The organism is Mesorhizobium sp. WSM4821, from assembly GCF_055901555.1.
Genome location: NZ_CM148371.1, coordinates 1,107,392 through 1,127,498 on the forward strand (window position 1 = coordinate 1,107,392; position 20,107 = coordinate 1,127,498).

Annotated in this window: 25 protein-coding genes; 5 read left to right on the forward strand and 20 right to left on the reverse strand. The window is 63.0% G+C overall.

The features are described from left to right. Nucleotides 1-21: 21 nt before the first annotated feature. The 7 genes from AC0NID_RS05065 to gcvA form a co-directional block, all read right to left on the reverse strand. On the reverse strand, nt 22-1,500 hold the full coding sequence (locus AC0NID_RS05065) for a mannitol dehydrogenase family protein (protein WP_473451415.1): 1,479 nt from the start codon (nt 1,498-1,500) through the stop codon (nt 22-24). Nucleotides 1,501-1,569: 69 nt separating this feature from the next. Beyond that, complete coding sequence (locus AC0NID_RS05070; RefSeq protein ID WP_473451417.1) at nt 1,570-2,340, reverse strand: L-iditol 2-dehydrogenase; 771 nt, start codon at nt 2,338-2,340, stop codon at nt 1,570-1,572. After that, nucleotides 2,337-3,341, reverse strand: a complete 1,005-nt coding sequence (locus AC0NID_RS05075; protein WP_473451419.1) for an ABC transporter ATP-binding protein — start codon at nt 3,339-3,341, stop codon at nt 2,337-2,339. Before AC0NID_RS05075 ends, AC0NID_RS05070 begins: the two co-directional genes overlap by 4 nt. Nucleotides 3,342-3,391: 50 nt before the next feature. Beyond that, nucleotides 3,392-4,216 (reverse strand): carbohydrate ABC transporter permease, encoded by an 825-nt coding sequence (locus tag AC0NID_RS05080; RefSeq protein WP_473451421.1) that lies wholly within the window; start codon nt 4,214-4,216, stop codon nt 3,392-3,394. A gap of 10 nt (nt 4,217-4,226) precedes the next feature. Next, nucleotides 4,227-5,099, reverse strand: a complete 873-nt coding sequence (locus AC0NID_RS05085; protein WP_473451423.1) for a carbohydrate ABC transporter permease — start codon at nt 5,097-5,099, stop codon at nt 4,227-4,229. Between the two features lie 126 nt (nt 5,100-5,225). After that, entirely contained in the window at nt 5,226-6,536 is a 1,311-nt protein-coding gene (locus AC0NID_RS05090) for an ABC transporter substrate-binding protein (RefSeq protein WP_473451425.1), read from the reverse strand. A gap of 188 nt (nt 6,537-6,724) precedes the next feature. Then, a complete protein-coding gene (gene gcvA / locus AC0NID_RS05095; protein WP_473451427.1) occupies nt 6,725-7,633 on the reverse strand; it encodes a transcriptional regulator GcvA in 909 nt (302 codons plus the stop codon). A gap of 109 nt (nt 7,634-7,742) precedes the next feature. On the opposite strand from gcvA, the gene AC0NID_RS05100 reads away from it, so the two are divergent. Continuing rightward, on the forward strand, nt 7,743-7,928 hold the full coding sequence (locus tag AC0NID_RS05100) for a hypothetical protein (protein ID WP_292167224.1): 186 nt from the start codon (nt 7,743-7,745) through the stop codon (nt 7,926-7,928). A gap of 31 nt (nt 7,929-7,959) precedes the next feature. Here the strand turns inward: AC0NID_RS05100 and AC0NID_RS05105 are convergent, their stop codons facing one another. Continuing rightward, nucleotides 7,960-8,919, reverse strand: coding sequence for a sugar-binding transcriptional regulator (locus AC0NID_RS05105; RefSeq protein WP_473451429.1), 960 nt, complete (start codon nt 8,917-8,919; stop codon nt 7,960-7,962). A 210-nt stretch (nt 8,920-9,129) separates the two neighbouring features. Here AC0NID_RS05105 and AC0NID_RS05110 point away from each other — a divergent pair, with 210 nt between their 5' ends. Beyond that, nucleotides 9,130-9,768, forward strand: coding sequence for an HAD family hydrolase (locus AC0NID_RS05110; RefSeq protein ID WP_473451430.1), 639 nt, complete (start codon nt 9,130-9,132; stop codon nt 9,766-9,768). A gap of 284 nt (nt 9,769-10,052) precedes the next feature. Here the strand turns inward: AC0NID_RS05110 and AC0NID_RS05115 are convergent, their stop codons facing one another. The 7 genes from AC0NID_RS05115 to ureC all read right to left on the reverse strand — a co-directional run bounded on the left by AC0NID_RS05115 (nt 10,053) and on the right by ureC (nt 15,759). After that, on the reverse strand, nt 10,053-10,820 hold the full coding sequence (locus AC0NID_RS05115; RefSeq protein ID WP_473451432.1) for a class II aldolase and adducin N-terminal domain-containing protein: 768 nt from the start codon (nt 10,818-10,820) through the stop codon (nt 10,053-10,055). An 86-nt stretch (nt 10,821-10,906) separates the two neighbouring features. After that, complete coding sequence (ureG, locus tag AC0NID_RS05120) at nt 10,907-11,548, reverse strand: urease accessory protein UreG (RefSeq protein WP_473451434.1); 642 nt, start codon at nt 11,546-11,548, stop codon at nt 10,907-10,909. Continuing rightward, nucleotides 11,545-11,985, reverse strand: a complete 441-nt coding sequence (locus AC0NID_RS05125) for a DUF3995 domain-containing protein (protein ID WP_473451436.1) — start codon at nt 11,983-11,985, stop codon at nt 11,545-11,547. Before AC0NID_RS05125 ends, ureG begins: the two co-directional genes overlap by 4 nt. Next, entirely contained in the window at nt 11,982-12,653 is a 672-nt protein-coding gene (locus tag AC0NID_RS05130; RefSeq protein ID WP_473451437.1) for an urease accessory protein UreF, read from the reverse strand. The genes AC0NID_RS05125 and AC0NID_RS05130 overlap by 4 nt, the downstream gene beginning before the upstream one ends. Continuing rightward, the gene (locus AC0NID_RS05135) at nt 12,646-13,248 is read right to left on the reverse strand and encodes an urease accessory protein UreE (protein WP_473451439.1); all 603 of its coding nucleotides are present in this window, start codon (nt 13,246-13,248) and stop codon (nt 12,646-12,648) included. Before AC0NID_RS05135 ends, AC0NID_RS05130 begins: the two co-directional genes overlap by 8 nt. Nucleotides 13,249-13,405: 157 nt before the next feature. Continuing rightward, nucleotides 13,406-13,999 (reverse strand): hypothetical protein, encoded by a 594-nt coding sequence (locus AC0NID_RS05140; protein ID WP_473451441.1) that lies wholly within the window; start codon nt 13,997-13,999, stop codon nt 13,406-13,408. Nucleotides 14,000-14,046: 47 nt separating this feature from the next. Then, nucleotides 14,047-15,759: an urease subunit alpha gene (gene ureC, locus AC0NID_RS05145; protein ID WP_473451443.1), complete on the reverse strand. Its 1,713-nt coding sequence runs from the start codon at nt 15,757-15,759 to the stop codon at nt 14,047-14,049. Nucleotides 15,760-15,937: 178 nt separating this feature from the next. On the opposite strand from ureC, the gene AC0NID_RS05150 reads away from it, so the two are divergent. Together AC0NID_RS05150 and AC0NID_RS05155 are read left to right on the forward strand one after the other, a co-directional pair. After that, nucleotides 15,938-16,321: a hypothetical protein gene (locus AC0NID_RS05150; protein WP_473451445.1), complete on the forward strand. Its 384-nt coding sequence runs from the start codon at nt 15,938-15,940 to the stop codon at nt 16,319-16,321. Between the two features lie 126 nt (nt 16,322-16,447). Further along, nucleotides 16,448-16,942, forward strand: coding sequence for a hypothetical protein (locus AC0NID_RS05155; RefSeq protein ID WP_473451446.1), 495 nt, complete (start codon nt 16,448-16,450; stop codon nt 16,940-16,942). 41 nt (nt 16,943-16,983) lie between these two features. Here the strand turns inward: AC0NID_RS05155 and AC0NID_RS05160 are convergent, their stop codons facing one another. The 5 genes from AC0NID_RS05160 to AC0NID_RS05180 are packed head-to-tail and all read right to left on the reverse strand — an operon-like array spanning nt 16,984 to nt 19,388. Then, nucleotides 16,984-17,289, reverse strand: coding sequence for an urease subunit beta (locus AC0NID_RS05160; RefSeq protein ID WP_473451448.1), 306 nt, complete (start codon nt 17,287-17,289; stop codon nt 16,984-16,986). Between the two features lie 8 nt (nt 17,290-17,297). Then, on the reverse strand, nt 17,298-17,888 hold the full coding sequence (locus tag AC0NID_RS05165) for a HupE/UreJ family protein (protein ID WP_473451450.1): 591 nt from the start codon (nt 17,886-17,888) through the stop codon (nt 17,298-17,300). Between the two features lie 32 nt (nt 17,889-17,920). Beyond that, complete coding sequence (locus AC0NID_RS05170; protein WP_473451452.1) at nt 17,921-18,175, reverse strand: DUF1272 domain-containing protein; 255 nt, start codon at nt 18,173-18,175, stop codon at nt 17,921-17,923. A 24-nt stretch (nt 18,176-18,199) separates the two neighbouring features. Continuing rightward, complete coding sequence (locus AC0NID_RS05175; RefSeq protein ID WP_126036601.1) at nt 18,200-18,502, reverse strand: urease subunit gamma; 303 nt, start codon at nt 18,500-18,502, stop codon at nt 18,200-18,202. Between the two features lie 43 nt (nt 18,503-18,545). Further along, on the reverse strand, nt 18,546-19,388 hold the full coding sequence (locus tag AC0NID_RS05180) for an urease accessory protein UreD (RefSeq protein ID WP_473451522.1): 843 nt from the start codon (nt 19,386-19,388) through the stop codon (nt 18,546-18,548). Between the two features lie 460 nt (nt 19,389-19,848). Here AC0NID_RS05180 and AC0NID_RS05185 point away from each other — a divergent pair, with 460 nt between their 5' ends. After that, entirely contained in the window at nt 19,849-20,103 is a 255-nt protein-coding gene (locus tag AC0NID_RS05185) for an acyl carrier protein (RefSeq protein WP_473451454.1), read from the forward strand. The last annotated feature ends 4 nt before the right edge of the window (nt 20,104-20,107 follow it).

The following is a 20,107-nucleotide window of genomic DNA, read 5'->3' on the forward strand; positions in this document are numbered from 1 at the left end:
CCGGGCTTCATCGAGTGAAATTCAGAATTGGCCGGCGAGATAGCGCGTCAGCGTCGCACGCGCGCCGTCCGCCCAGAGCGCCTTGAGCGCATGGGCGAAGGCTTCGGCAAACGGAGCCGAGCGGCCGACATCGCCATAGATGTCCTCCATCGCAAGCCAGACGGCAGGCGCTTCCTTCGCCGCTTTTGCCGTCGTCTGCAGCCGGTCCCAGTTCGGATCGTTGGGCTCGATGACGGCGCCGCTGTCGGTCGTGCCGAAGCAGTAGCGGCACCAAAATGCCGATTCCAGCGCCAGGCCGGCGATGCTTTTGCCGGCCTTCAGCCGGTCGGCGATGGTCGGGACGATGAATTTCGGCTGCCGGTTGGAGCCGTCGAGGCAAAGCCTGCGGATCGTGTCGCCGATCTTCGGATTGGAGAAGCGGTGCTCGATGAGCTGGTAATAATCCTCCAGCACGGTGTCCGGCACCGGCGGGACGGTCGGGATGATCTCGTCATGCTCCAGCTTGGCGAGAAAGCCGCGCACCAGCGGTTCCTGCATCGCCTCGTGGACGAAATGGATGTCCATCAGTCCCGCGGGATAGGCGATGGTCGCATGGCCGCCGTTGAGGATGCGGATCTTCATGACCTCGTAGGGCGCGACGTCTTTGACGAACTGCACGCCGACCTTTTCCAGCGGCGGCCGGCCGTCGGTGAAATGATCCTCCAGCACCCATTGCCTGAACGGCTCGCAGAACACCGGCCAATTGTCGTCGAGGCCGAATTCGCTCGACAGAATGCCGCGCTCCCGGTCGGTGGTAGCGGGCGTGATGCGGTCGACCATGCCGTTCGGAAAGGCGACGTTCTCGCTTACCCACGTCGCCAGATCCTCGTCGATCAGCCGGGCGAGACCGATGACGCCGTCCGAGGTGACATGGCCGTTGTGGGGGATGTTGTCGCAGGACATGATCGTGAACGGCACGATGCCGTCTTCGCGTCGGCGCATCAGCCCGGCGAGGATGATGCCGAAGACGGTCTTCGGCGTTGCTCCCGGCTCGGCGTCGGCGACGATGTCGGGATGCGTCGGATTGAACCGTCCCGACGCGGGATCGATGAAGTAGCCCCCCTCGGTGATGGTCAGCGAAACGATCCTTATCGCCGGATCGGCAAGCCGTTCGATGATCGCCGCGGCATCGCCCGGCATCAGGAAATCGATCATGACGCCGGTGACGCGGGCGCTCATATGGCCGGTGTCCTGCTCGACCACGGTGGTCAGCCAGTCCTGTTCCTGCAGCTTGCCGCGGCCGATCTTCTCGCCCTCGAAGACGCCGGCGCCGACAAGTGCCCAGTCGTGGCCGACGCCAGAATTGAACAGATCGTCGAGATAGACCGCCTGGTGCGAGCGGTGGAAATTGCCGACGCCGAAATGCACGATGCCGGCCTTGAGCGCGGCGCGATCGTATTTCGGGCCGGTGACCCTGGGGGGCAGGTTGGCGAGGATTGAAGAAGAGAGTTTCACTGTCATCTGCTTTACCTTTGGCGGGACGGCTCTTCTCCCCGTGGAGGGGACGGGGAGAAGAGCGCCTTCGCCCCCTCAACTCATCCACTGGCCGCCATCGACATTGTAGGTCTGGGCGACGATGTATTCGGCGTCCTCACTGGCCAGGAACACCGCCATGCCGGTGAGGTCTTGCGCCGTGCCCATACGACCATAGGGCACTGCTTCGCCGACCAGTCTCTTCTTCTCGCCCTTCGGCCGGTTCTCATATTTGGCGAACAGCGAATCGACATGGTCCCAATGCTCGCCGTCGACGACGCCCGGCGCGATGGCATTGACGTTGATGCGGTGCTTGATCAGGTCGAGCCCGGCCGACTGGGTGAGCGAGATGACGGCCGCCTTGGTGGCGCAATAGACGCCGACCAGCGCCTCGCCGCGGCGGCCGGCCTGGCTCGCCATGTTGATGATCTTGCCGCCCTTGCCCCGGGCGATCATCGAACGGGCGGCCGCCTGCAGCGTGAACAGCGTGCCGGCGACATTGACGGAGAACAATCTGTCGTAGCTTGCCTTCGATATGTCGACGATCGGCGCCAGGTCGAACAAAGCGGCGTTGTTGATCAGAATGTCCAGTCCGCCGGTCCTTGTCTCGACCGCCTTGACCGCCACCTCGATCGAAGCGAGGTCGGTGACGTCCAGTTTCACGGCGTAAGCTTTGCCACCGATCTCAGAAGCCGTCTTTTCCGCGGCTTCGAGATTGATGTCGCCGATCGCAACCGTGGCGCCCTCGCGCATATAGGCCTCGGCGAACGCCCTGCCGATGCCGCGAGCCGATCCGGTGATCAGCGCCGATTTACCCTTTAGCCTCACTGCACCATCGCCTTCCCGCCGGCATCGAAGCGATGCAGCTTGGCCTTGTCGGGCGTCAGGTAGATCGTGTCGCCGTGATTGACGGCCAGTTCGCCGTCGGCGCGCACCGTCAGCGGCCCGACGCCGTCAGCCTGCACGTGCAAGAACGTGTCGGAGCCGAGATGCTCGGCGACACCGACGGTGGCCTTCCATTCGCCTGAGGTCGTCGAGATGTTCATATGCTCGGGGCGAATGCCGACGGTCCGGGCGCCGTATTTGGCCGCCGGCGCGCCTTCGAACAGGTTCATCTTCGGCGAGCCGATGAAGCCGGCGACGAACAGGTTCTTCGGCGTCTTGTAGAGCTCCATCGGCGAACCGACCTGTTCGACGTTGCCGGCATTGAGCACGACGATCTTGTCGGCCATGGTCATGGCCTCGACCTGGTCGTGGGTGACGTAGATCATGGTCGTCTTGAGCTGATGATGCAGTTCGCTGATCTCGAGCCGCATGGTGCCGCGCAGTGCCGCGTCGAGGTTGGACAGCGGCTCGTCGAACAGGAACGCCGATGGCTGGCGCACGATGGCGCGGCCGATGGCGACGCGCTGGCGCTGGCCGCCGGAGAGCTGGCCGGGACGGCGATCGAGATAGTCGGTGAGATTCAGGACGCGCGCCGCGTCCTTCACCTTCCTGTCGATGGTCGCCTGGTCCTCCCCCGCCATCTTCAGCGGGAAGGCGATGTTCTTGGCCACCGTCATGTGCGGGTAGAGCGCATAGGACTGGAACACCATGGCCAGCTTGCGCTTGGCCGGCGCCTCGCCGGTCACGTCGCGGCCGTCGATGTTGATGGTGCCGGCGCTGGTATCCTCCAGCCCGGCGATCAGCCTGAGCAACGTGGACTTGCCGCAGCCCGACGGGCCGACGAAAACGACGAACTCGCCGTTCTCGATGACCAGATCGATGTTTGGAATGATCGTCGTCGCCCCGAAGGATTTGGAGACGTTCTTGAGCGTGATGTTTCCCATGGTTTCCTCCCCGAGGGGTTATTATCAGTCGTTCGTCGCCTGCGGCGGTATCACTTCACGGCGCCAAAGGTCAGGCCGCGGACCAGCTGCTTCTGGCTGAACCAGCCCATGATCAGGATCGGCGCGATCGCCAGCGTCGAGGCCGCCGACAGCTTGGCCCAGAACAGGCCTTGCGGGCTGGAGAACGAACTGATGAAGGCTGTGAGCGGGGCGGCCTCGGTGGTGGTCAGCCGGATCGTCCAGAATGCCTCGTTCCATGCCAGGATGATGTTGAGCAGCATCGTCGAGGCAATGCCTGGCACAGCCATCGGCGTCAGCACGTAGACGATCTCCTTCCAGAGCGATGCGCCGTCCATGCGCGCCGCTTCCAGGATCTCGCCCGGGATCTCGCGAAAGTAGGTGTAGAGCATCCACACCACGATCGGTAGGTTTATCAGCATCAGCATGATCATCAGGCCGATGCGGCTGTCGAGCAATCCGGTATCGCGGAAGATCAGGTAGATCGGGAACAGCACGGCAACCGCCGGCATCATCTTGGTGGAAAGCATCCACATCAGGATGTCCTTGGTCCACTTGCCCGGCGAGAAAGCCATCGACCATGCCGCCGGAATGGCGACTAGCAAAGCCAGGATGGTGGAACCGACCGCCAGAAACACCGAATTGAGGAAGAACTTGAAGTAGCCGTTCTGCGCCTCGACCTGGGAATAGCTTTCCATAGTCCCCGACGGAAACAAGTTGAAACCCTGAATGGCCTCCTGCTCCGATTTGAACGAGGTGATGACCGTATAGAGGATCGGGAAGAAGACCAGCAGGGCGACGATCCAGGCGGCCGCGGTCGCAATCGTCTTGTGCCGGGTGGTGACTGCACGTGCCATCTTATCCTCCCTATTTATCCAGGTTCTTGCCGACCGCGCGCATGGCGAAGAAGGCGACGATGTTGGCGAGAATTACGGCGATGATGCCGCCGGCGGACGCCTGGCCGATTTTGAACTCCAGCAATGCCTTCTGGTAGACGAGGAAGGGCAGGTTGGTGGAGGCGTAACCCGGGCCGCCATTGGTGGTGACGAGGATCTCGGCATAGACAGACAGAAGGAAGATCGTCTGGATCAGGATGACGACGGTGATGGCGCGCGACATGTGCGGCAGCGTCAAATAGATGAAACGGCTGACGAAGCCGGCCCCGTCCATCTCGGCCGCCTCCTTCTGCTCGCCGTCGAGCGACTGCAGCGAGGTCAACAGGATCAGCGTCGCGAACGGCAGCCACTGCCAGGCGACGATGATGATGATCGCGGTGAGCGGATACTGCCCGAACCAGTCGATCGGCTGTCCGCCGAAGAAGCGCGCGATATCGGCGAAGACGCCGTATTGCGGATGCATGATCATGTTCTTCCAGACCAGTGCGGCCACCGGCGGCATGACGAAGAACGGCGAGATGACGAGGATGCGGACGATGCCCTGTCCCCATATCGGCTGATCGATCAGGAGGGCCAGCGCGATGCCGCCGACCACGGTGATCAAAAGCACGCTGCCGACGATGGCGAGCGTGTTCAGGATCGACTGCAGGAATGCCGGGTTGGAATAGAATAGGGCGTAGTTCGAGAAGCCGATGAACCCGTCGCGGATCGGGTTGAGCGGGTTGTACTGCTGGAAGGAGAACCACAGGGTGAATGCCAGCGGAACAATCATCCAAACCAGCAGCAGCACCACGGATGGCGCCATCATGAAGCGGGCAAGCGAACGGGTCTGCTGAGTAGCCATGACGGTCACCCTTCAAAGGTCAGCCAAAATTCTTGAGGTGTGAAGGCGGCCGCCCGAACTGGGATTCGGGCGGCCCCTGCCAGCCGGCCATGATGGGCAACCGGCGTTCGGGCACCGGGAGGAGCCTTACTGGATATAACCGCCCTCGGTCATCGTCGCGGTGGCAGCGTCCTGGGCCTGTTTCAAGGCGTCGTCGACGCTCGTCTGGCCGGCGAGTGCCGCCGAGAAGAGCTGGCCGACAGTGGTGCCAAGGCCCTGGAACTCGGGAATGGCGACGAACTGGACGCCGACATAGGGAACCGGCTTGACTGTCGGATGCGTCGGATCGGCGGCATTGATCGAGTCCAGCGTCATTTTGGCGAAGGGCGCCGCCTTCTGGTACTCCGGATTGGCGTAGAGCGAAGAGCGTGTTCCGGGCGGAACATTGGCCCAGCCTTCCTTCGAGGCAACGAGTTCGGCGTAAGCCTTGCTGGTCGCCCAGGAAACGAACTTCTGTGCCGAATCCGCTTTTTGCGTGCCCGCGGGAATAGCCAGCGACCAGGCCCACAGCCAGTTGCCGCGCTTGCCCAAGCCATTGTCCGGCGCCAGCGCATAGCCGACCTTGTCGGCGACCGTTGAATTCTTCGGGTCGGAGACGAAGGAGGCCGCGACGGTGGCATCGATCCACATGCCGCACTTGCCCTGCTGGAACAGCGCCAGGTTCTCATTGAAGCCGTTGGAAGACGCGCCCTCGGGGCCGTTGGCCTTCATCAGGTCGACGTAGAACTGCAGCGTGTTCTTCCATTCGGGCTGGTCGAACTGCGGCTTCCAGGCCTCATCGAACCAGCGCGCGCCGAAGGAGTTCGACATGGCGGTCAGGAAGGCCATGTTCTCGCCCCAGCCGGCCTTGCCGCGCAGGCAGACGCCGTTCACGCCGTTGGCGCGATCGGTCATCTTGTCGGCGGCCTGCTTGATGAAGTCCCAGGTCGGTGCGTCGGGCATGGTCAGCCCGGCCTTCTCCATCAGGTCCTTGCGGTACATGACGAAGGAGCTTTCACCGTAGAACGGTGCCGCATAAAGCGTGCCGTCGACCGACAGGCCGCCGGCAATGGCCGGAATGATGTCCTTGACGTCATAGTCGTCGCCGAGCTTGTCGAGCGGCAGCAGCCAGCTCTGCTTGGCCCAGATCGGAACCTCGTAGGTGCCGATGGTCATCACGTCGTACTGGCCGCCCTTGGTGGCGATGTCGGTGGTGACGCGCTCGCGCAGCACGTTTTCCTCGAGCGTGACCCACTGGAGCTGGATGTCGGGGTTCTTGGCGGTGAAGTCGTCGGTCAGCTTCTGCATGCGGACCATATCGCCGTTGTTGACGGTGGCGATGGTGATGGATTCGGCATGCGCGGCGAACGCGAGGGCGCTGGCCGACAACAGAGCCAGGGTGAGCGTGCGAAGTTTCATCAATTCCTCCCATAGACCAAGCTGAGCATTTGCCTTGGCTGTGGGCAATTACTCACTCTGCGTGAATTATGTCAAGGCGGATTCGTTGCTGCAGTGCAGCACGCAGGCTCGCGCCGAATGCCGTTCCAGACGCTTCCCTGGAATATTTGAAAACTGCTGGGACGGGTCTCGGCGCGCGGAATGTCGGATTAGCGACCGGCGATCTCAGCCAGAATCCATTCGCGAAAAGCGCGGATCTTCGGCACGTTGCGCCGTGCCTGGGGATAGACCAGCCAATAGGCTTGACCGTCGTCGCCGACCAGGTCGAAAGGCTGAATCAGGCGGCCGTCGGCAAGTTCGGCACTGAACAGCGCCCTGGTCACGATCGCCACGCCCTGTCCGGCAATCGCGGCATTGGCCTCGTAGGCCTGCGCCCCCATACTGGTGCCGGGTCGCTGGGCCAATTCCTCGACCGGCAGGCCGGCGGCGACAAACCAGTCTCGCCACCAGATGTCGCTGGGATCAAGGATCGGCAAACGCAGCAGGTCGGCCGGCTCCCTGACTCCGCCGATGCTGGCCGCGAGCTGCGGGCTCAGAACCGGTGTGAAATCCGCATTGAAGAGCTTGTGAACCTCGACGCCCGGCCAGGTGCCACCGCCGGAGCGGATGGCGATGTCGATATCCTCGCGGGCGAAATCGACAAGGCGGTTCGAGGTGTCGAGGCGCACTGCCAGCGACGGATGCGCGACCTGGAACGAGCCGAGATGGCGGGCCAGCCAGTTGGAGGCAAACGTCAGCAGCGTCGAAACGCACAGCACGCCGTCGGCGCCGCTGCGCGCGGCGGCATAGGCTCCACTCAGCAAGGCGAAGGCCTCGCTGACCGCGGGAGCCAGACGCTGCCCGGCCTCGGTCAGCACGATCTGCTTGGGACGGCGCAGGAACAGAGGCGCGCCGACGCGCTCCTCCAGAAGCTTGATCTGATAGCTCGCCGCCGCCTGCGTCATGCCGAGCTCGCCGGCGGCCCTGGTGAAGGAAAGATGCCTCGCCACCGCCTCGAACACCCGGATCGCCTGAAGCGGCGGGAGCTGAGAGATCTGCCGTGACTTGAGTTCAGGCATAAGCCCTCCTTATGGGCGGTGATCGACGTTTGATTGGCAGCAACGGCCGATCCTGCCGATATCTGAGCTGGACGATCGCATGCCCTAGACATAGCGGAGGCCGATGATCATGACCACGGTACAGGAAAAGCTGCTCTTGACTCCAGGCCAAAGCTGGCTTTCGTGGCTGGTGCGTGGACTGGCACGGCGCGGGGCCAGGAAACGGGCCTATCTCGACCTGATGGCCTTACCGCCGCATCTGCAGCGCGACATGGGTTTTCTGGACGGCAACGATCCTCGCGGCCGCCGCCAATAGTCTCACCGAACCTAGCCGGAATTTATCGAGATCAACCCGCCGCCAGCAGGGCGGCGGCGGTCCGCTCATCGGTGATGAGGCCGTTGACCAGCCGCCGGTTCACAGCCGCAAGGATGCCTGGCAGCTTCCGCTCGCCCATGGCCGAGGCGATCACCAGCGACTTTTCACGCGACGGCAGCGCAGCCGACGATACGCGGTCGTTGGTTATGCCTTCGATCATGCGGCCTTCGCGATCGAACACCCAGCCAACGATCTCGGCGACGCCGCCCGCCTTTTGCAGCGCTTTCAATTCACTCTCCGAAATGAAGCCGTCCTCGTAAAGCGGCGCCTTGGGGCCGAGATCGCCGATGCCGACGAACGTGACGTCGGCCTCCGCCGCCAGCGCCAATGTCGGCCGGATCATCGGCTGGTTGTGCAGCATCTCGCGCTCCTCCGGCGAGGAGGCGATGACCGGCAGCGGCATCGGGAAGGATCGCGCCTTGACCCTGTCGGCCATGGTGAAGATGACGTTGTAGAAAGCGGCCGAGCCGTCGGGCGAGATGTTGCCGGTCAGCGACACGACCTTGTGCTGCGGACATTCCATCGGCGGCAATTGCTCGATCGCCGCCTTCAGCGTACGGCCGGTGCCAATCGCCATGACGATCGGCGTCGGCGACCGCAACCGCCTCTCGATCTCGGCAGCCGCCGCCTCGGCGACGCCGATGATGGTGGAGGAGGAAGCGGGATCGCTCGGCACCACCTCGACCAGATCGAGCGCGAAGCGCAATTTCAGCCGCGCCGCGAGGTCGAGGCAATTGGCGATCGGATGGTCGACACGCACCTTGATCAGCCCTTCCGACACCGCCAGCGACACCAATCGCTGCGCCGTCTGCCGCGAAATGCCGAGCGTCGAGGCGATCTGGTCCTGCGTATTGCCGGCAACATAATAGAGCCAGCCGGCGCGTGCCGCGTCGTCCAATCTGCTGCTGCCGCTGTCCTGCCGCGATTTCAAGCCTTTCCCTCCAGCCCGCCAACCATTTTAAACCGGGACCATAGTCTTGCAGGGAATGCGCTTGCGCGCAATTGCCGTTCATCAGAGCAATTGCTTGCATGTTTCTGCAAGAACGAACGGGGATTCGGCTAAGTCGGCACCGCTGACGGCGGCTCGAAGGTTTATCTCCTATCACAAACGCTTTAAGGGGGTCGAAGAAGGGATTCTTGCATGACGCCGAAAGCGGTTTTCTGGGATATGGACGGCACACTGGTCGACAGCGAGCCGTTGCACGAGGCCGCGCTGGTGGCGGCGCTGCATAGCGTCGGCATCGCAGCGCCGGCCAACCTGCATGAGCGGGTGCTCGGCATCGCCGCATGGCCGGTCTACGAGATGCTGCGCGACGAGTTCGGTCTCGACCTGCCCTTCGACGACTGGATCGTACGCAAATACGACCACTATCTGCCGATGGCCGAGACGCTGAAGCCACGCCTCGGCGCGATCGAGATTTTCAACGAACTGCGCGCGCTTGGCGTGGCTCAAGCGGTAGTGTCCAATTCCGACCGGCTGATCGTCGATGCCAATCTGCGTGCGGTCGGGCTCGTCTATCCCGGCATGAAGACGGTCAGCCGCAATGACGTGTATGAAGGCAAGCCGCACGCCGAACCCTTCCTGCGCGCTGCCTGGCTGGCCGGTGTCGATCCAGCCGATGCCGTGGCCGTCGACGACAGCGTGACCGGCGTTACGGCCGGGCTGGCGGCGGGGATGAGGACGATCTTCTGGCCGGAAGTGCCCATGAATGGGCCGCCCGGCGCTGTCGTCATCAATAGCGCCGACGAATTGCGGGCTGAGCTGGGGCTTCCAGCTTGAGGAAGGTGGGGGCCGCAACCTAGACGCTCTTCCTGCAACGTCGATGATTTGATTAATGGCGAAACCGGCAATGAGAGCGTCCTTCTCCCCGTCACTATACGGGGAGAAGTGCCCGGCAGGGCGATGAGGGGCGGCACCGAGATTGACAATGAAAGCGCTTTTCCAGGGCGCTTGAGATCACCGTCAGGCCGAGTTTTGAGTTCGTCCACACTTTCGGGCGCTTGCGCCGCCCCTCATCCGCCTGCCGGCACCTTCTCCCCGTATAGTGACAGGGAGAAAGGGGCTCAATTCCGGTAGACCGGCTCCTGCTCGTCGAGGATCGCCTTCAGTTCGGACAAGTGCCGTTCGGCCTGGTCGGGATAATCTTCCTGTTCCCTTGCCGCCTTTTCGGCGATCTCGTCCGACAGGACCCGCAGCGGACGGCCGGTCCACAGCGCCTTGATGTAGGTCTCGGCGGCGCGTTCGAAATAGAACATGCGGTTGAAGGTGTCGGCGACGCTGTCGCCGATGACCAGCACGCCATGGTTGCCCATGACCATCACCTTGACCTTCGGGTCGGTAAGCAGCTGCGAGCAGCGTTCGCCCTCCTCCTCGAAGGCGAGCCCGCCATAATGGCCGTCGACGACGTGGCGGTTGAAGAAGATCGCCGAGTTCTGGTCGATCGGCGGCAAGGTCGAGTCGGCGAGCGAAGCGAGCACCGTGGCGTGGATCGAATGCACATGCATGACGCAGCGCGCATGACGCACGTTGCGATGGATGGCGCCATGCAAGCCCCATGCCGTCGGATCGGGTGCATTCGGGCCGGAGAGCGTGCCGGGGTCGTTGGCGTCGATCAAAAGCAGATCACTCGCCTTGATGCGTGAGAAATGCACCTGGTTGGGGTTCATCAGGAATTGCGAACCGTCATCGTTGACGGCCAGCGAGAAATGATTGGCCACGGCCTCGTGCATGTTGAGCCGCGCCGTCCAGCGGAAGGCGCAAGCCAGATCGACGCGCTCCTCGTGGAAGGGCAGGTTGGTCAGCATTTCCTTCTGCAGGCGGGCGATGCTCATCGAAAACCTCCGTGAAAGACGCAAGGATGCCGCGCGCCGGAGGGGCGCGCAACCGGTTTCGTTTGGCACAGACGAGCGGCGTTGCCTTACGCAGCCGTGCTCGTGGAGGCGCGAACCCTGAGCCCGCCTTGCTCGACGATGAAATCGATCACCTCCTGCAGGCCCTTGCCGCGCGACAGGTCGGTGAAGCCGAAGGGCCGCTTGCCGCGCATGCGGGCGGCATCGCTCTCCATGATTTCGAGATTGACGTTCACATAGGGTGCGAGATCGCTCTTGTTGATGACCAGGAAGTCGGAACGGGTAATCGCCGGGCCGCCCTTGCGCGGGATCTCCTCGCCCTGGCAGACCGAGATGACATAGAGCGTCAGGTCGGCAAGGTCGGGGGAAAAGGTTGCGGCAAGGTTGTCGCCACCCGACTCGATGAAGACGATGTCGAGATCCGGAAATTTTTTGGTCATCTCGGCGATCGCCTGCAGATTGATCGAGGCGTCCTCGCGGATGGCGGTGTGCGGGCAACCACCGGTTTCGACACCCATGATACGGTCCTCGGACAGCGCCTGAAGCCGGGCAAGCATCATGGCGTCTTCCCTGGTGTAGATGTCGTTGGTGACGACGGCGATGGAGAACTCGTCGCGCAGTGCCTTGCAGAGCTTTTCGGTGAGCGTCGTCTTGCCGGAGCCGACGGGGCCGCCGATGCCGATGCGAAGAGGACCGTTGGCTTGTGTCATGCGGAAAACTCCGTGATGGCAAGAATGGCGAAGCCGAGCCCTACAACCAAGCAGAGCGGCGAATAATAGCTGACATCGAACCGCGCGAAAGGCTGTTCCGGCGTCAGCCGGCGCCACCAGGGCGTGAAGCCGGCAATGCCGCGCGCCAGGAAGACCAGCGCGATCAGCAGCGCCGTGGCGACAAGCCCGGCCTTTGGAAAGGGCGTGGCAACGACGCCTTCGAGCGCCATCGGCCACAGTGTCGCCAGGCCGAGGCACGCGGCAACGGCGAAGCTGGCGAAGGGAGCCGGCATTTCGTCGACGCCGCGAAAGCCGACCACCGCGCGGGCGCAGGAGGCAGCGTCCCTGCCCGGCCAGATGCCGCCAATGCCCCAATAGACATGCAGCGTGGTGATCAGCAGCAGGACGAACGAGAGCGTGAAGGCGAGAATGATCATGAGCGGAACAACCGTGAATATTGCGTTTCGTGCTTCATCGCCATGACATCCGAGACGAAGGCGCAGCCGCCGAGATCGTCCAGCGTCGAGCCGGCGGCACGAGCGGCGACGCTGAGCGCCAGCGGCTCGAAACCGGCGAGCAGCGCGGTGGCACCCGTCTGGCCAACGACGCCGAGCCTGATCGCGGCCTGGACGAGGTTGGAGAAGAAGGCCTGAAGGAAGGCGGAGAGCGCGTCTTGCAGCGCAATGCCATTGCCACCGGCCACCGCGCCGACAGCGACGCAATAAGGGCATTCGCGCGGCAGACGTTCCAGCACCTGGCAGGGCCAGGCCGAGGCCGCCTTCAGGAAGGCCGCCCCTTGCAGCATGGTTTCAGTGTGGCGCTCGCGCGAGCCGGCCAAGGCCTCGGCAAGTGCCGCGATCCCGTCGAGATCGCCGCCCTCGCGGGCGCGCCGCCAGCTTTCGGCAAACAGCACCGCGTCGTTCCAGCCCGAGCCCATCTCGATCAGCGTCTCCAGCCATGCGGCGAGGTCTTTGCTGTCGGCAACCAGCCCGGCATGCACGGCTTGTTCGAGGCCGTGGCTGTAGGAAAAGCCGCCGACCGGAAAGGAAGGCGACAGCCACGCCATCAGCCGCAACAGAGCGACGTTGGAAGGCTGGTCAGTCATGGCTATGGCTGTCGTGGTCGTGCGAATGGCTGTGCGAGTGGGAATGTGTGTCGCTCTGGGCATGAGAATGCGCCTCGGCATGGCTGTGCGCATGCGTTTTGGCATGGGCATGACCGTGATCGTGGCCATGGCCGGAATAGGCGCCGCGCACCGGCATGAACGGTTTAGAAACGTCGCTCACGGTTGCACCCAGGCCTTCCAGCATCGCCTTGATGACATGATCGCGCAGGATGAGGATGCGTTGCGCCTCGATGGCGGCCGCAAGATGCCGGTTGCCGATATGCCAGGCGAGCTCGGCCAGGTGAACGGCGCTCTCGGCACGGATGTCATAGAGCGGCTCCTCAGCCGCGACGATCTCGACATGACGGCCATCCTCCAGCACCAGCCGGTCGCGATCGCCCAAGATAATTGGTTCGGGCAGATCGACCAGCACCCTGTCTCCGCCGGCGGTTTCGATGACCCGGCGGCGCAGATGCCGCTCGTCATGGGCAAGCACGGCACGATCATAGGGCGTGACCGCTCCCGCTTCGCCGGCGGTGAGCACCGAGACGGCGCGCGGGAATTTGGTGAAGTCGGTGCGGATGTCGAGCTTCATTGAAACCTGCCTTTCCCGTAACCCTAACCCATCGCGAACATCGGCCCAATGGCGGTGCATGAGCCCGAAATCGTATTCGATTTAGGAAAGGATTCATGCGCCAAATCAAGTTTCTACAACGTCCTTCGCGTGTCCGAAAGGACGCGCGGCGCTGTAGTCAGGCGATCGTGTCGAAGAGCCGCAGGATGAAGGACATCTGGTAGACCAACGTGCCGGCGACGAAGGCGACGTGAAAGCGGCGGTCGCGAACAAGTATCGCGACGACGCAAAGCGCGACGAAAATCGGCGTGCGGATCAAATATTCAACGCCGAAATGGGCGAAATGCTCCGGCCCTTTCAGCAGCGTGTCGATCACATCGAGCAGATAAGTCGTCGCCAGCAGGCCGAAGAACCAGGCACGGCGCGAATAGAAAAAATCCTCGTAGCTGGTGTAGTCGAGCATCGAGTCCGGAAACAGCAACGCGCACAGCATGAACAGGATGACGGCGTAGAAGATGATGAACAGGTACTTGCCGAAGGTCCAGGTCTCGAGGGTGTAGAGGCCGAATTCCCACCACCAGAAATGGACCAGCAACAACAGCATGGAGCCAACCCAGGCCAGATGCACGGGATAGAGCCGGTATTGGCCGGGATGCTGGACGATGCGGGCGAGCCCTGACAGAAGGCGCGTGACGCCGAGGCCAATCACCATGCCCATGACGATGCGGATATGCGGGAAGATGTCATGGGCAGAGACGAACTGCTGTTCCATGGATTTATCGCAGCCTGTTCTGCATCAGGCCTTCTAGCGCTATGGCGCTAGAACAGAAAGTACCTTTGCGTCATCGGCAGCACGGTTGCCGGCTCGCAGGTTAGCAATTCACCGTCGGCACGGACCTCGTAGGTTTCGGGATCGACCTCGACATGCGGGGTGGCGTCGTTGAGCACCATCGAATGCTTGCCGATGCCGCCGCGGGTGTTCTCGACGGCGACCATCTGCTTGTCGACGCCGAGCCTGCCGCGCAGGCCGGCATCGAGCGCGGCCCTGGAGACGAAGGTCACCGACGAGTTGGTCATCGCCTTGCCGTAGGCGCCGAACATCGGCCGGTAATGCATCGGCTGCGGCGTCGGGATCGAGGCGTTGGGATCGCCCATCGGGGCGGCGGCGATCATGCCGCCGATCAGCACCATGTCGGGCTTGACGCCGAAAAAGGCCGGGTTCCACAGCACCAGGTCGGCGCGCTTGCCGACCGCCACCGAGCCGATCTCGTTCGACAGGCCATGCGCGATGGCCGGATTGATCGTGTATTTGGCAATGTAGCGGCGGACGCGGAAATTGTCGTTGTCGCCGGTCTCCTGCGGCAGCGAACCGCGCTGGCGCTTCATCTTGTCGGCGGTCTGCCAGGTGCGGATCGCCACTTCGCCGACGCGGCCCATGGCCTGGCTGTCCGACGAGATGATCGAGAAGGCGCCGATGTCGTGCAGAATGTCCTCGGCGGCGATGGTTTCCTTGCGGATGCGGCTTTCGGCAAAGGCGATGTCTTCGGGGATCGACGGCGACAGATGATGGCAGACCATCAGCATGTCGAGATGCTCGGCCAGCGTGTTGACCGTGTAGGGCCGGGTCGGATTGGTCGAGGATGGGATGACGTTGGGCAGGCCGCAAACCTTGATGATGTCAGGCGCATGGCCGCCGCCGGCGCCCTCGGTATGGAAGGCGTGGATGGTGCGGCCCTTGATCGCGGCGACCGTGTTCTCGACAAAGCCGGACTCGTTCAGCGTGTCGGTGTGGATCATCACCTGCACGTCGTAATCGTCGGCGACCGACAGGCAGCAGTCGATCGCCGCGGGCGTCGTGCCCCAGTCCTCGTGCAGCTTCAGCGAGCAGGCGCCGCCCAGCACCATTTCTTCAAGTGCTGCCGGCAGCGAGGCATTGCCCTTGCCCGACAGGCCTATGTTCATCGGGAAGGCGTCGAAGGACTGGATCATGCGCGCCATATGCCACGGCCCAGGCGTGCAGGTGGTCGCCAGCGTGCCATGCGCCGGTCCGGTGCCGCCGCCGAGCATGGTGGTGATGCCGGACATCAGCGCTTCCTCGATCTGCTGCGGGCAGATGAAATGGATATGCGCGTCGAAGCCGCCGGCGGTGAGTATCTTGCCTTCGCCAGCGATGATCTCGGTACCGGGGCCGATGATGATGGTGACGCCGTTTTGCGTATCCGGATTGCCGGCCTTGCCGATGGCGGCGATGCGTCCGTCCTTGAGGCCGATATCGGCCTTGAAGATGCCGGCTGACGCATCGACGACCAGCGCATTGGTGATGACGGTGTCGACGGCGCCTTGCGCGCGCGACACCTGGCTCTGGCCCATGCCGTCGCGGATGACCTTGCCGCCGCCGAATTTCACCTCTTCGCCATGAAGCGTGAAATCCTTTTCGACCTCGATGAACAATTCGGTATCGGCAAGCCGCACCTTGTCGCCGACGGTCGGGCCGTACATCTGGGCATAGGCGGCGCGGGTGATTCTAGCCATCAGCAATTGCTCCCGAAATACGGCCCAAGATCCAGCCTGTCGAAACCGGTCCCCACATTGTCGCCACCTTATGGTCACGCAATGACCCGCTGGGCGACACTTTCCGATCCCATTTAACGTTTGAGGTGGCAGGGTCACCCCAAAACGACCGTTTGCCAATCGATGGAAAGGAAGATCCATGCGCAAAACGATACGTCTTGCAGCCGCCGCCACCCTCCTGCTCGCGACCGCTGCCAGCGCTCAGCAACAGCCTGCGCCGCAACCCGGCGAACCGCCGGCTTCGCCCGCTCCGGCGGCACCTGGCGCTCAACCGCAAGCGCCGGCGATTCAGACCGTCAACGTCGTCGACATCGAAGAACTGCCCAAGGAAACGCAGACCAAGGTCAACGAAGTGATGGCCAAGCGCGGCGAGGACGGCCTGCAGAAATTGCGCAGCTCGATCGACGCGACGCCCCAGGTCAAGTCCGCGCTCGAAGCCAAGGGACTCACCTCGGCGCAAGTGATCGCCGCCAGCATGGACACGAATGGCGCGCTGACCTTGATCACCAAGAAAGCGAGCTGACGATGCGCTATGGCGGGCCGGCGCAAGGTCGGCCCGCCGCACCGGGGAGGGAACCTTCGCAAGGCAGATTACGTTTCGATTGTTTGGCGTAGCAACGGTTCTCGAAAGGGCCCCTGAGAGCGAGCGATGGCGATCACCACCTTCCCCGATACCAGATGGCTGCATATGATTGCCGCAACTGCGTTTCTCGCGGCGAGCCTTCCCCAGGCCGCGCTGAATGCACAGGGCCTTGAAGGCCCGGACACCGTCAACAAGATCATCGGCTCGGAGGTCGGGCAGGAAGAGACCAACACGGCTGTGGAAGCAGGCAAAGTCACCTCGGCGATCGACCGGACGCGTGAAAATATCGGCACGGTTCGCAAGACATCCAAGCTCGACAAGGTCGACATCGTGTTCCTTACCGACGCCGCGCGCACGGAAGGCGGCCTGCCGCCGGCGATAGAGACCAAGGTCGAGCAGCATCAGGACGACATTGCGGAACTGCGCGAAGAGATCGAGGCGAACGCATTGCTGTTCAACGCCATCGAGTCGCGACGTGTGCTGACCGAAGACGTTCTCGCCGTGGAATTCGACGATCCTGGAAAGGTCGTCATCTACGCGGCGGCCAAGCCACCCAGTTGAGCCGAAATTGCTAGACGCCTTGGATCTCACAGCGCGGGATTTCACAGCGCGCCCATGATCTTCTGCTGAAACCCGTAGACCTCGCGCTTGCCGCCAAGCGGCACCAAGGTGACGTCGCGTTCCTGGCCGGGCTCGAAGCGCATCGCCGTGCCGGCGGCGATGTCGAGGCGCATGCCCCGCGCCTTGTCGCGATCGAATTTCAACCCCTCATTGGTCTCGAAGAAGTGATAGTGGCTGCCGACCTGGATCGGCCGGTCGCCGCTATTGGCCACTTTCATGGTGACGGTCGGCTGGCCCTTGTTCAGTTCGATCTCGTCGCCTGCCGTGATGATTTCACCCGGGATCATCGCCAGCCTCACAAGACGCCGAAGGCAAGGCCGGCGCCGACGGCCGCACAGGCACCGCCAGCGGCGCGGGCGAGGCCGGGGAACCTGACGCCAGAGCCAAGGCCGGCAGCAATGCCGACGGCATGGAGCAGCGCGGTGGCAACGGCAAAGCCGGCCATATAGTCGAGCCCGGCGTTTTCAGGCACCTCGGTGCCGTGGGCGTGACCGTGGAACATCGCGAAAAGGCCGATGATGGCGACGCCGGCCGAGACGGGAAGATCGATCGCGAGCGCGACCAGCAGTCCCAGCACCACGACGGACGCCAATATGCCCGGTTCGACGAACGGCACCGGCACCTGCAGCGTGCCGAGCGTACCGCCCGCCAGCATGACGCCGACGAAGGCGAGCGGCCAGGCGACAACCGCCTTGCCGCCCTTGAGTGCCGCCAACAAACCGACCGCGATCATTACCGTCACGTGGTCGAGGCCAGACAGCGGATGAATTAAGCCGGCTGACAAGGACGAGGTCATGCCGATGCCGACATGGGCATAGGCGGGAATTGCAGCGGCGAGAAGCAGGATCGCCGAAAGCGTGGTGCGTTTCATCGTTGCGGGGATCATCGATATGCCTTCCGTTGTCAGGATCATGTCGGTCAGGCGGCCTTGCGGGGGCCGCAGCCTTCGGCCTTGAAGACGCGCTTTGTCGAGGCGGGATATTTCTCCAGCATCGCCGCCGGTCGGATGGGACGCGGTGCGAAATCACCGCCGCAGTTCGGACAAACGCCACCCAGAACATGTTCCACGCACTCGGTGCAGAAGGTGCACTCGAAGGTGCAGATCAGCGCATCCGTCGCCTCAGGCGGCAGGTCCTTGTCGCAACATTCGCAATTAGGGCGCAGCTCAAGCATTTTCCTCTCCTCACCTTATCGGCCTCACCGTATCGGTTCGTGCACGGTCACCAGCTTGGTGCCGTCGGGAAACGTCGCCTCGACCTGGACGTCGTGGATCATCTCGGCAATGCCCTCCATCACCTGCGCGCGGGTGACGACGTGGGCGCCGGCCTCCATCAGCTCGGCGACCGGGCGGCCGTCGCGGGCGCCCTCGACGACGAAGTCGGTGATCAGCGCGATCGCCTCCGGGTGATTGAGTTTGACGCCGCGTTCGAGCCGCTTGCGCGCCACGTGTGCTGCCATCGCGATGAGCAGCTTGTCCTTTTCCCTTGGCGTCAGGTTCATGCGTTTCCCTAGAATGGCGTAATCAGGTGTGACGTGATCGCAATCAGAGTGACCATAATTTGGGCAGACCCGCCCGTCCGTTGAGCAATTCGACAAGCGGAACCAGCCGCTTGCGGAGCTGGTAGCCGTCCTCGGCAAACAGCCTCGCAAGAAGCTTGCCAGATTTGTTCACGCTCCAGACACTGGCATCGCCCTGGCCGCCGATAATGTCCCGGGCCGGATCGAGCAGAGCTTCCACCCGCGGCGAGATCATCAGCACCGTCGCCATGGCGATGGCGCCGCCGGCCACGGCGGAACGGCTGAGGGTGGCCGCAATGCCGGGCCCGATACGGAAATCCTCGGCATGAGCGAGCGCACCGTTCTGGCTGACGCGCCAACGATCGTGGAAACTGCCATGCGCCGCGCGTTCGCCCATGGCGATGCGGCCGAAGACGGTCGCCTCGAGCACCAGCGCCTCTGCACCGGCGGCAAGCTCCAGATCGAGCCTGCGGACAAAGGCCGACCGATCAAAGACGATGGTTTCCTGCGGCAGCCAGGCAATTCGGCCGCCAGCGCCGACCGTCAGCTTCACCCGCACCTCGGCGCGATCGGATGCTGCACGGTAGACCTTCTCGCAGGCCTGGGTCGTTACGGTGGCGGAGGCGCCGGCGCCGACATCAATCTCCCAGCCAAGGCGGTCGCCGCCGGTCAGCCCGCCGGCGGTGTTGATCAAGACGACTTCGAGCGGGTCGGCCGAGACTCTAGGCATGCGGATCTTGGCGGAACCGTCCTGATAGAGGCGCCGAAGACGCGTGCGGCCGCCCTTCCTTTCGCAGCCGAGTTGCGCCACTCCGGCGACGCGCTGGGCCGGCGGCGCAAAGGTCAGGTCATGTTCGATCGTATCCACGGCGCCAACGTTAAGCACACTCATGCGGCAAATCCGAAATTCCGTATCACTTTGAAGCAGCGTAACGAACGAATTTCGGATTTGCCACTGGAGCGCCGCGCGTCCCCTTGGACGCGCAAAGGACGCTCCAGCACTTTCAGTTGGCGCATGATCCCTTCCGGAGACCGATTCAGTCTCCGGGGTCATGCGCTGGCAAGTTATTGAATCCCGGTGTGGTTTTGGATTTGAGATTCCAAGCGCTGGCCCATCAAAGTGGCAGGACCTCAAATCCACCACGCCGGCGGCTTTGTCGATATATAGCTTGTTGCTTGACAGCGTTTCGGTTTCTATAGAGGAGCCATCTTGGTACTGTCACGCAGCGCCTAGCGGGATAAAGGCGACGATGACGATTCGAAGTCCGGGGAACAAGAGGCGCTGATCAGTTGGCGTCGAGAAACGGCAAGGTTGGGGAAGGAACCGAATGGCAGACCAGCTGGCAGCGGACATTATCGCGAAGATCAAGGCTCATGCCGAACCCGGTGGCGAAGAAATCACCACCAATACCGAACTGACCTCACTTGGCATCCATTCGCTGGAACTGACGGAGATCATTTTCGATCTCGAGGAACAGTACGGCATCGAGATCGAGATGAACACGGTCGACGCCTGGAGCAACCTGAAGAACGTCGGCGACATGGTCGAGGCGGTTCGGGCGCTGATCGCGAAAAAAGCCTGACTGA

Coding starts and splice junctions, on each gene's coding strand:
- AC0NID_RS05175 (WP_126036601.1), bottom strand. CDS start 18,502: ATGAACCTGACGCCAAGGGAAAAGGACAAGCTGCTCATCGCGATGGCA.
- AC0NID_RS05115 (WP_473451432.1), bottom strand. CDS start 10,820: ATGAGCATCGCCCGCCTGCAGAAGGAAATGCTGACCAACCTGCCCTTC.
- AC0NID_RS05065 (WP_473451415.1), bottom strand. CDS start 1,500: ATGACAGTGAAACTCTCTTCTTCAATCCTCGCCAACCTGCCCCCCAGG.
- AC0NID_RS05085 (WP_473451423.1), bottom strand. CDS start 5,099: ATGGCTACTCAGCAGACCCGTTCGCTTGCCCGCTTCATGATGGCGCCA.
- AC0NID_RS05185 (WP_473451454.1), top strand. CDS start 19,849: ATGGCAGACCAGCTGGCAGCGGACATTATCGCGAAGATCAAGGCTCAT.
- AC0NID_RS05135 (WP_473451439.1), bottom strand. CDS start 13,248: ATGAAGCTCGACATCCGCACCGACTTCACCAAATTCCCGCGCGCCGTC.
- AC0NID_RS05160 (WP_473451448.1), bottom strand. CDS start 17,289: ATGATCCCGGGTGAAATCATCACGGCAGGCGACGAGATCGAACTGAAC.
- AC0NID_RS05165 (WP_473451450.1), bottom strand. CDS start 17,888: ATGATCCCCGCAACGATGAAACGCACCACGCTTTCGGCGATCCTGCTT.
- gcvA (WP_473451427.1), bottom strand. CDS start 7,633: ATGCCTGAACTCAAGTCACGGCAGATCTCTCAGCTCCCGCCGCTTCAG.
- AC0NID_RS05075 (WP_473451419.1), bottom strand. CDS start 3,341: ATGGGAAACATCACGCTCAAGAACGTCTCCAAATCCTTCGGGGCGACG.
- AC0NID_RS05080 (WP_473451421.1), bottom strand. CDS start 4,216: ATGGCACGTGCAGTCACCACCCGGCACAAGACGATTGCGACCGCGGCC.
- AC0NID_RS05155 (WP_473451446.1), top strand. CDS start 16,448: ATGGCGATCACCACCTTCCCCGATACCAGATGGCTGCATATGATTGCC.
- ureG (WP_473451434.1), bottom strand. CDS start 11,548: ATGACACAAGCCAACGGTCCTCTTCGCATCGGCATCGGCGGCCCCGTC.
- AC0NID_RS05100 (WP_292167224.1), top strand. CDS start 7,743: ATGACCACGGTACAGGAAAAGCTGCTCTTGACTCCAGGCCAAAGCTGG.
- AC0NID_RS05110 (WP_473451430.1), top strand. CDS start 9,130: ATGACGCCGAAAGCGGTTTTCTGGGATATGGACGGCACACTGGTCGAC.
- AC0NID_RS05170 (WP_473451452.1), bottom strand. CDS start 18,175: ATGCTTGAGCTGCGCCCTAATTGCGAATGTTGCGACAAGGACCTGCCG.
- AC0NID_RS05125 (WP_473451436.1), bottom strand. CDS start 11,985: ATGATCATTCTCGCCTTCACGCTCTCGTTCGTCCTGCTGCTGATCACC.
- ureC (WP_473451443.1), bottom strand. CDS start 15,759: ATGGCTAGAATCACCCGCGCCGCCTATGCCCAGATGTACGGCCCGACC.
- AC0NID_RS05140 (WP_473451441.1), bottom strand. CDS start 13,999: ATGGAACAGCAGTTCGTCTCTGCCCATGACATCTTCCCGCATATCCGC.
- AC0NID_RS05130 (WP_473451437.1), bottom strand. CDS start 12,653: ATGACTGACCAGCCTTCCAACGTCGCTCTGTTGCGGCTGATGGCGTGG.
- AC0NID_RS05090 (WP_473451425.1), bottom strand. CDS start 6,536: ATGAAACTTCGCACGCTCACCCTGGCTCTGTTGTCGGCCAGCGCCCTC.
- AC0NID_RS05150 (WP_473451445.1), top strand. CDS start 15,938: ATGCGCAAAACGATACGTCTTGCAGCCGCCGCCACCCTCCTGCTCGCG.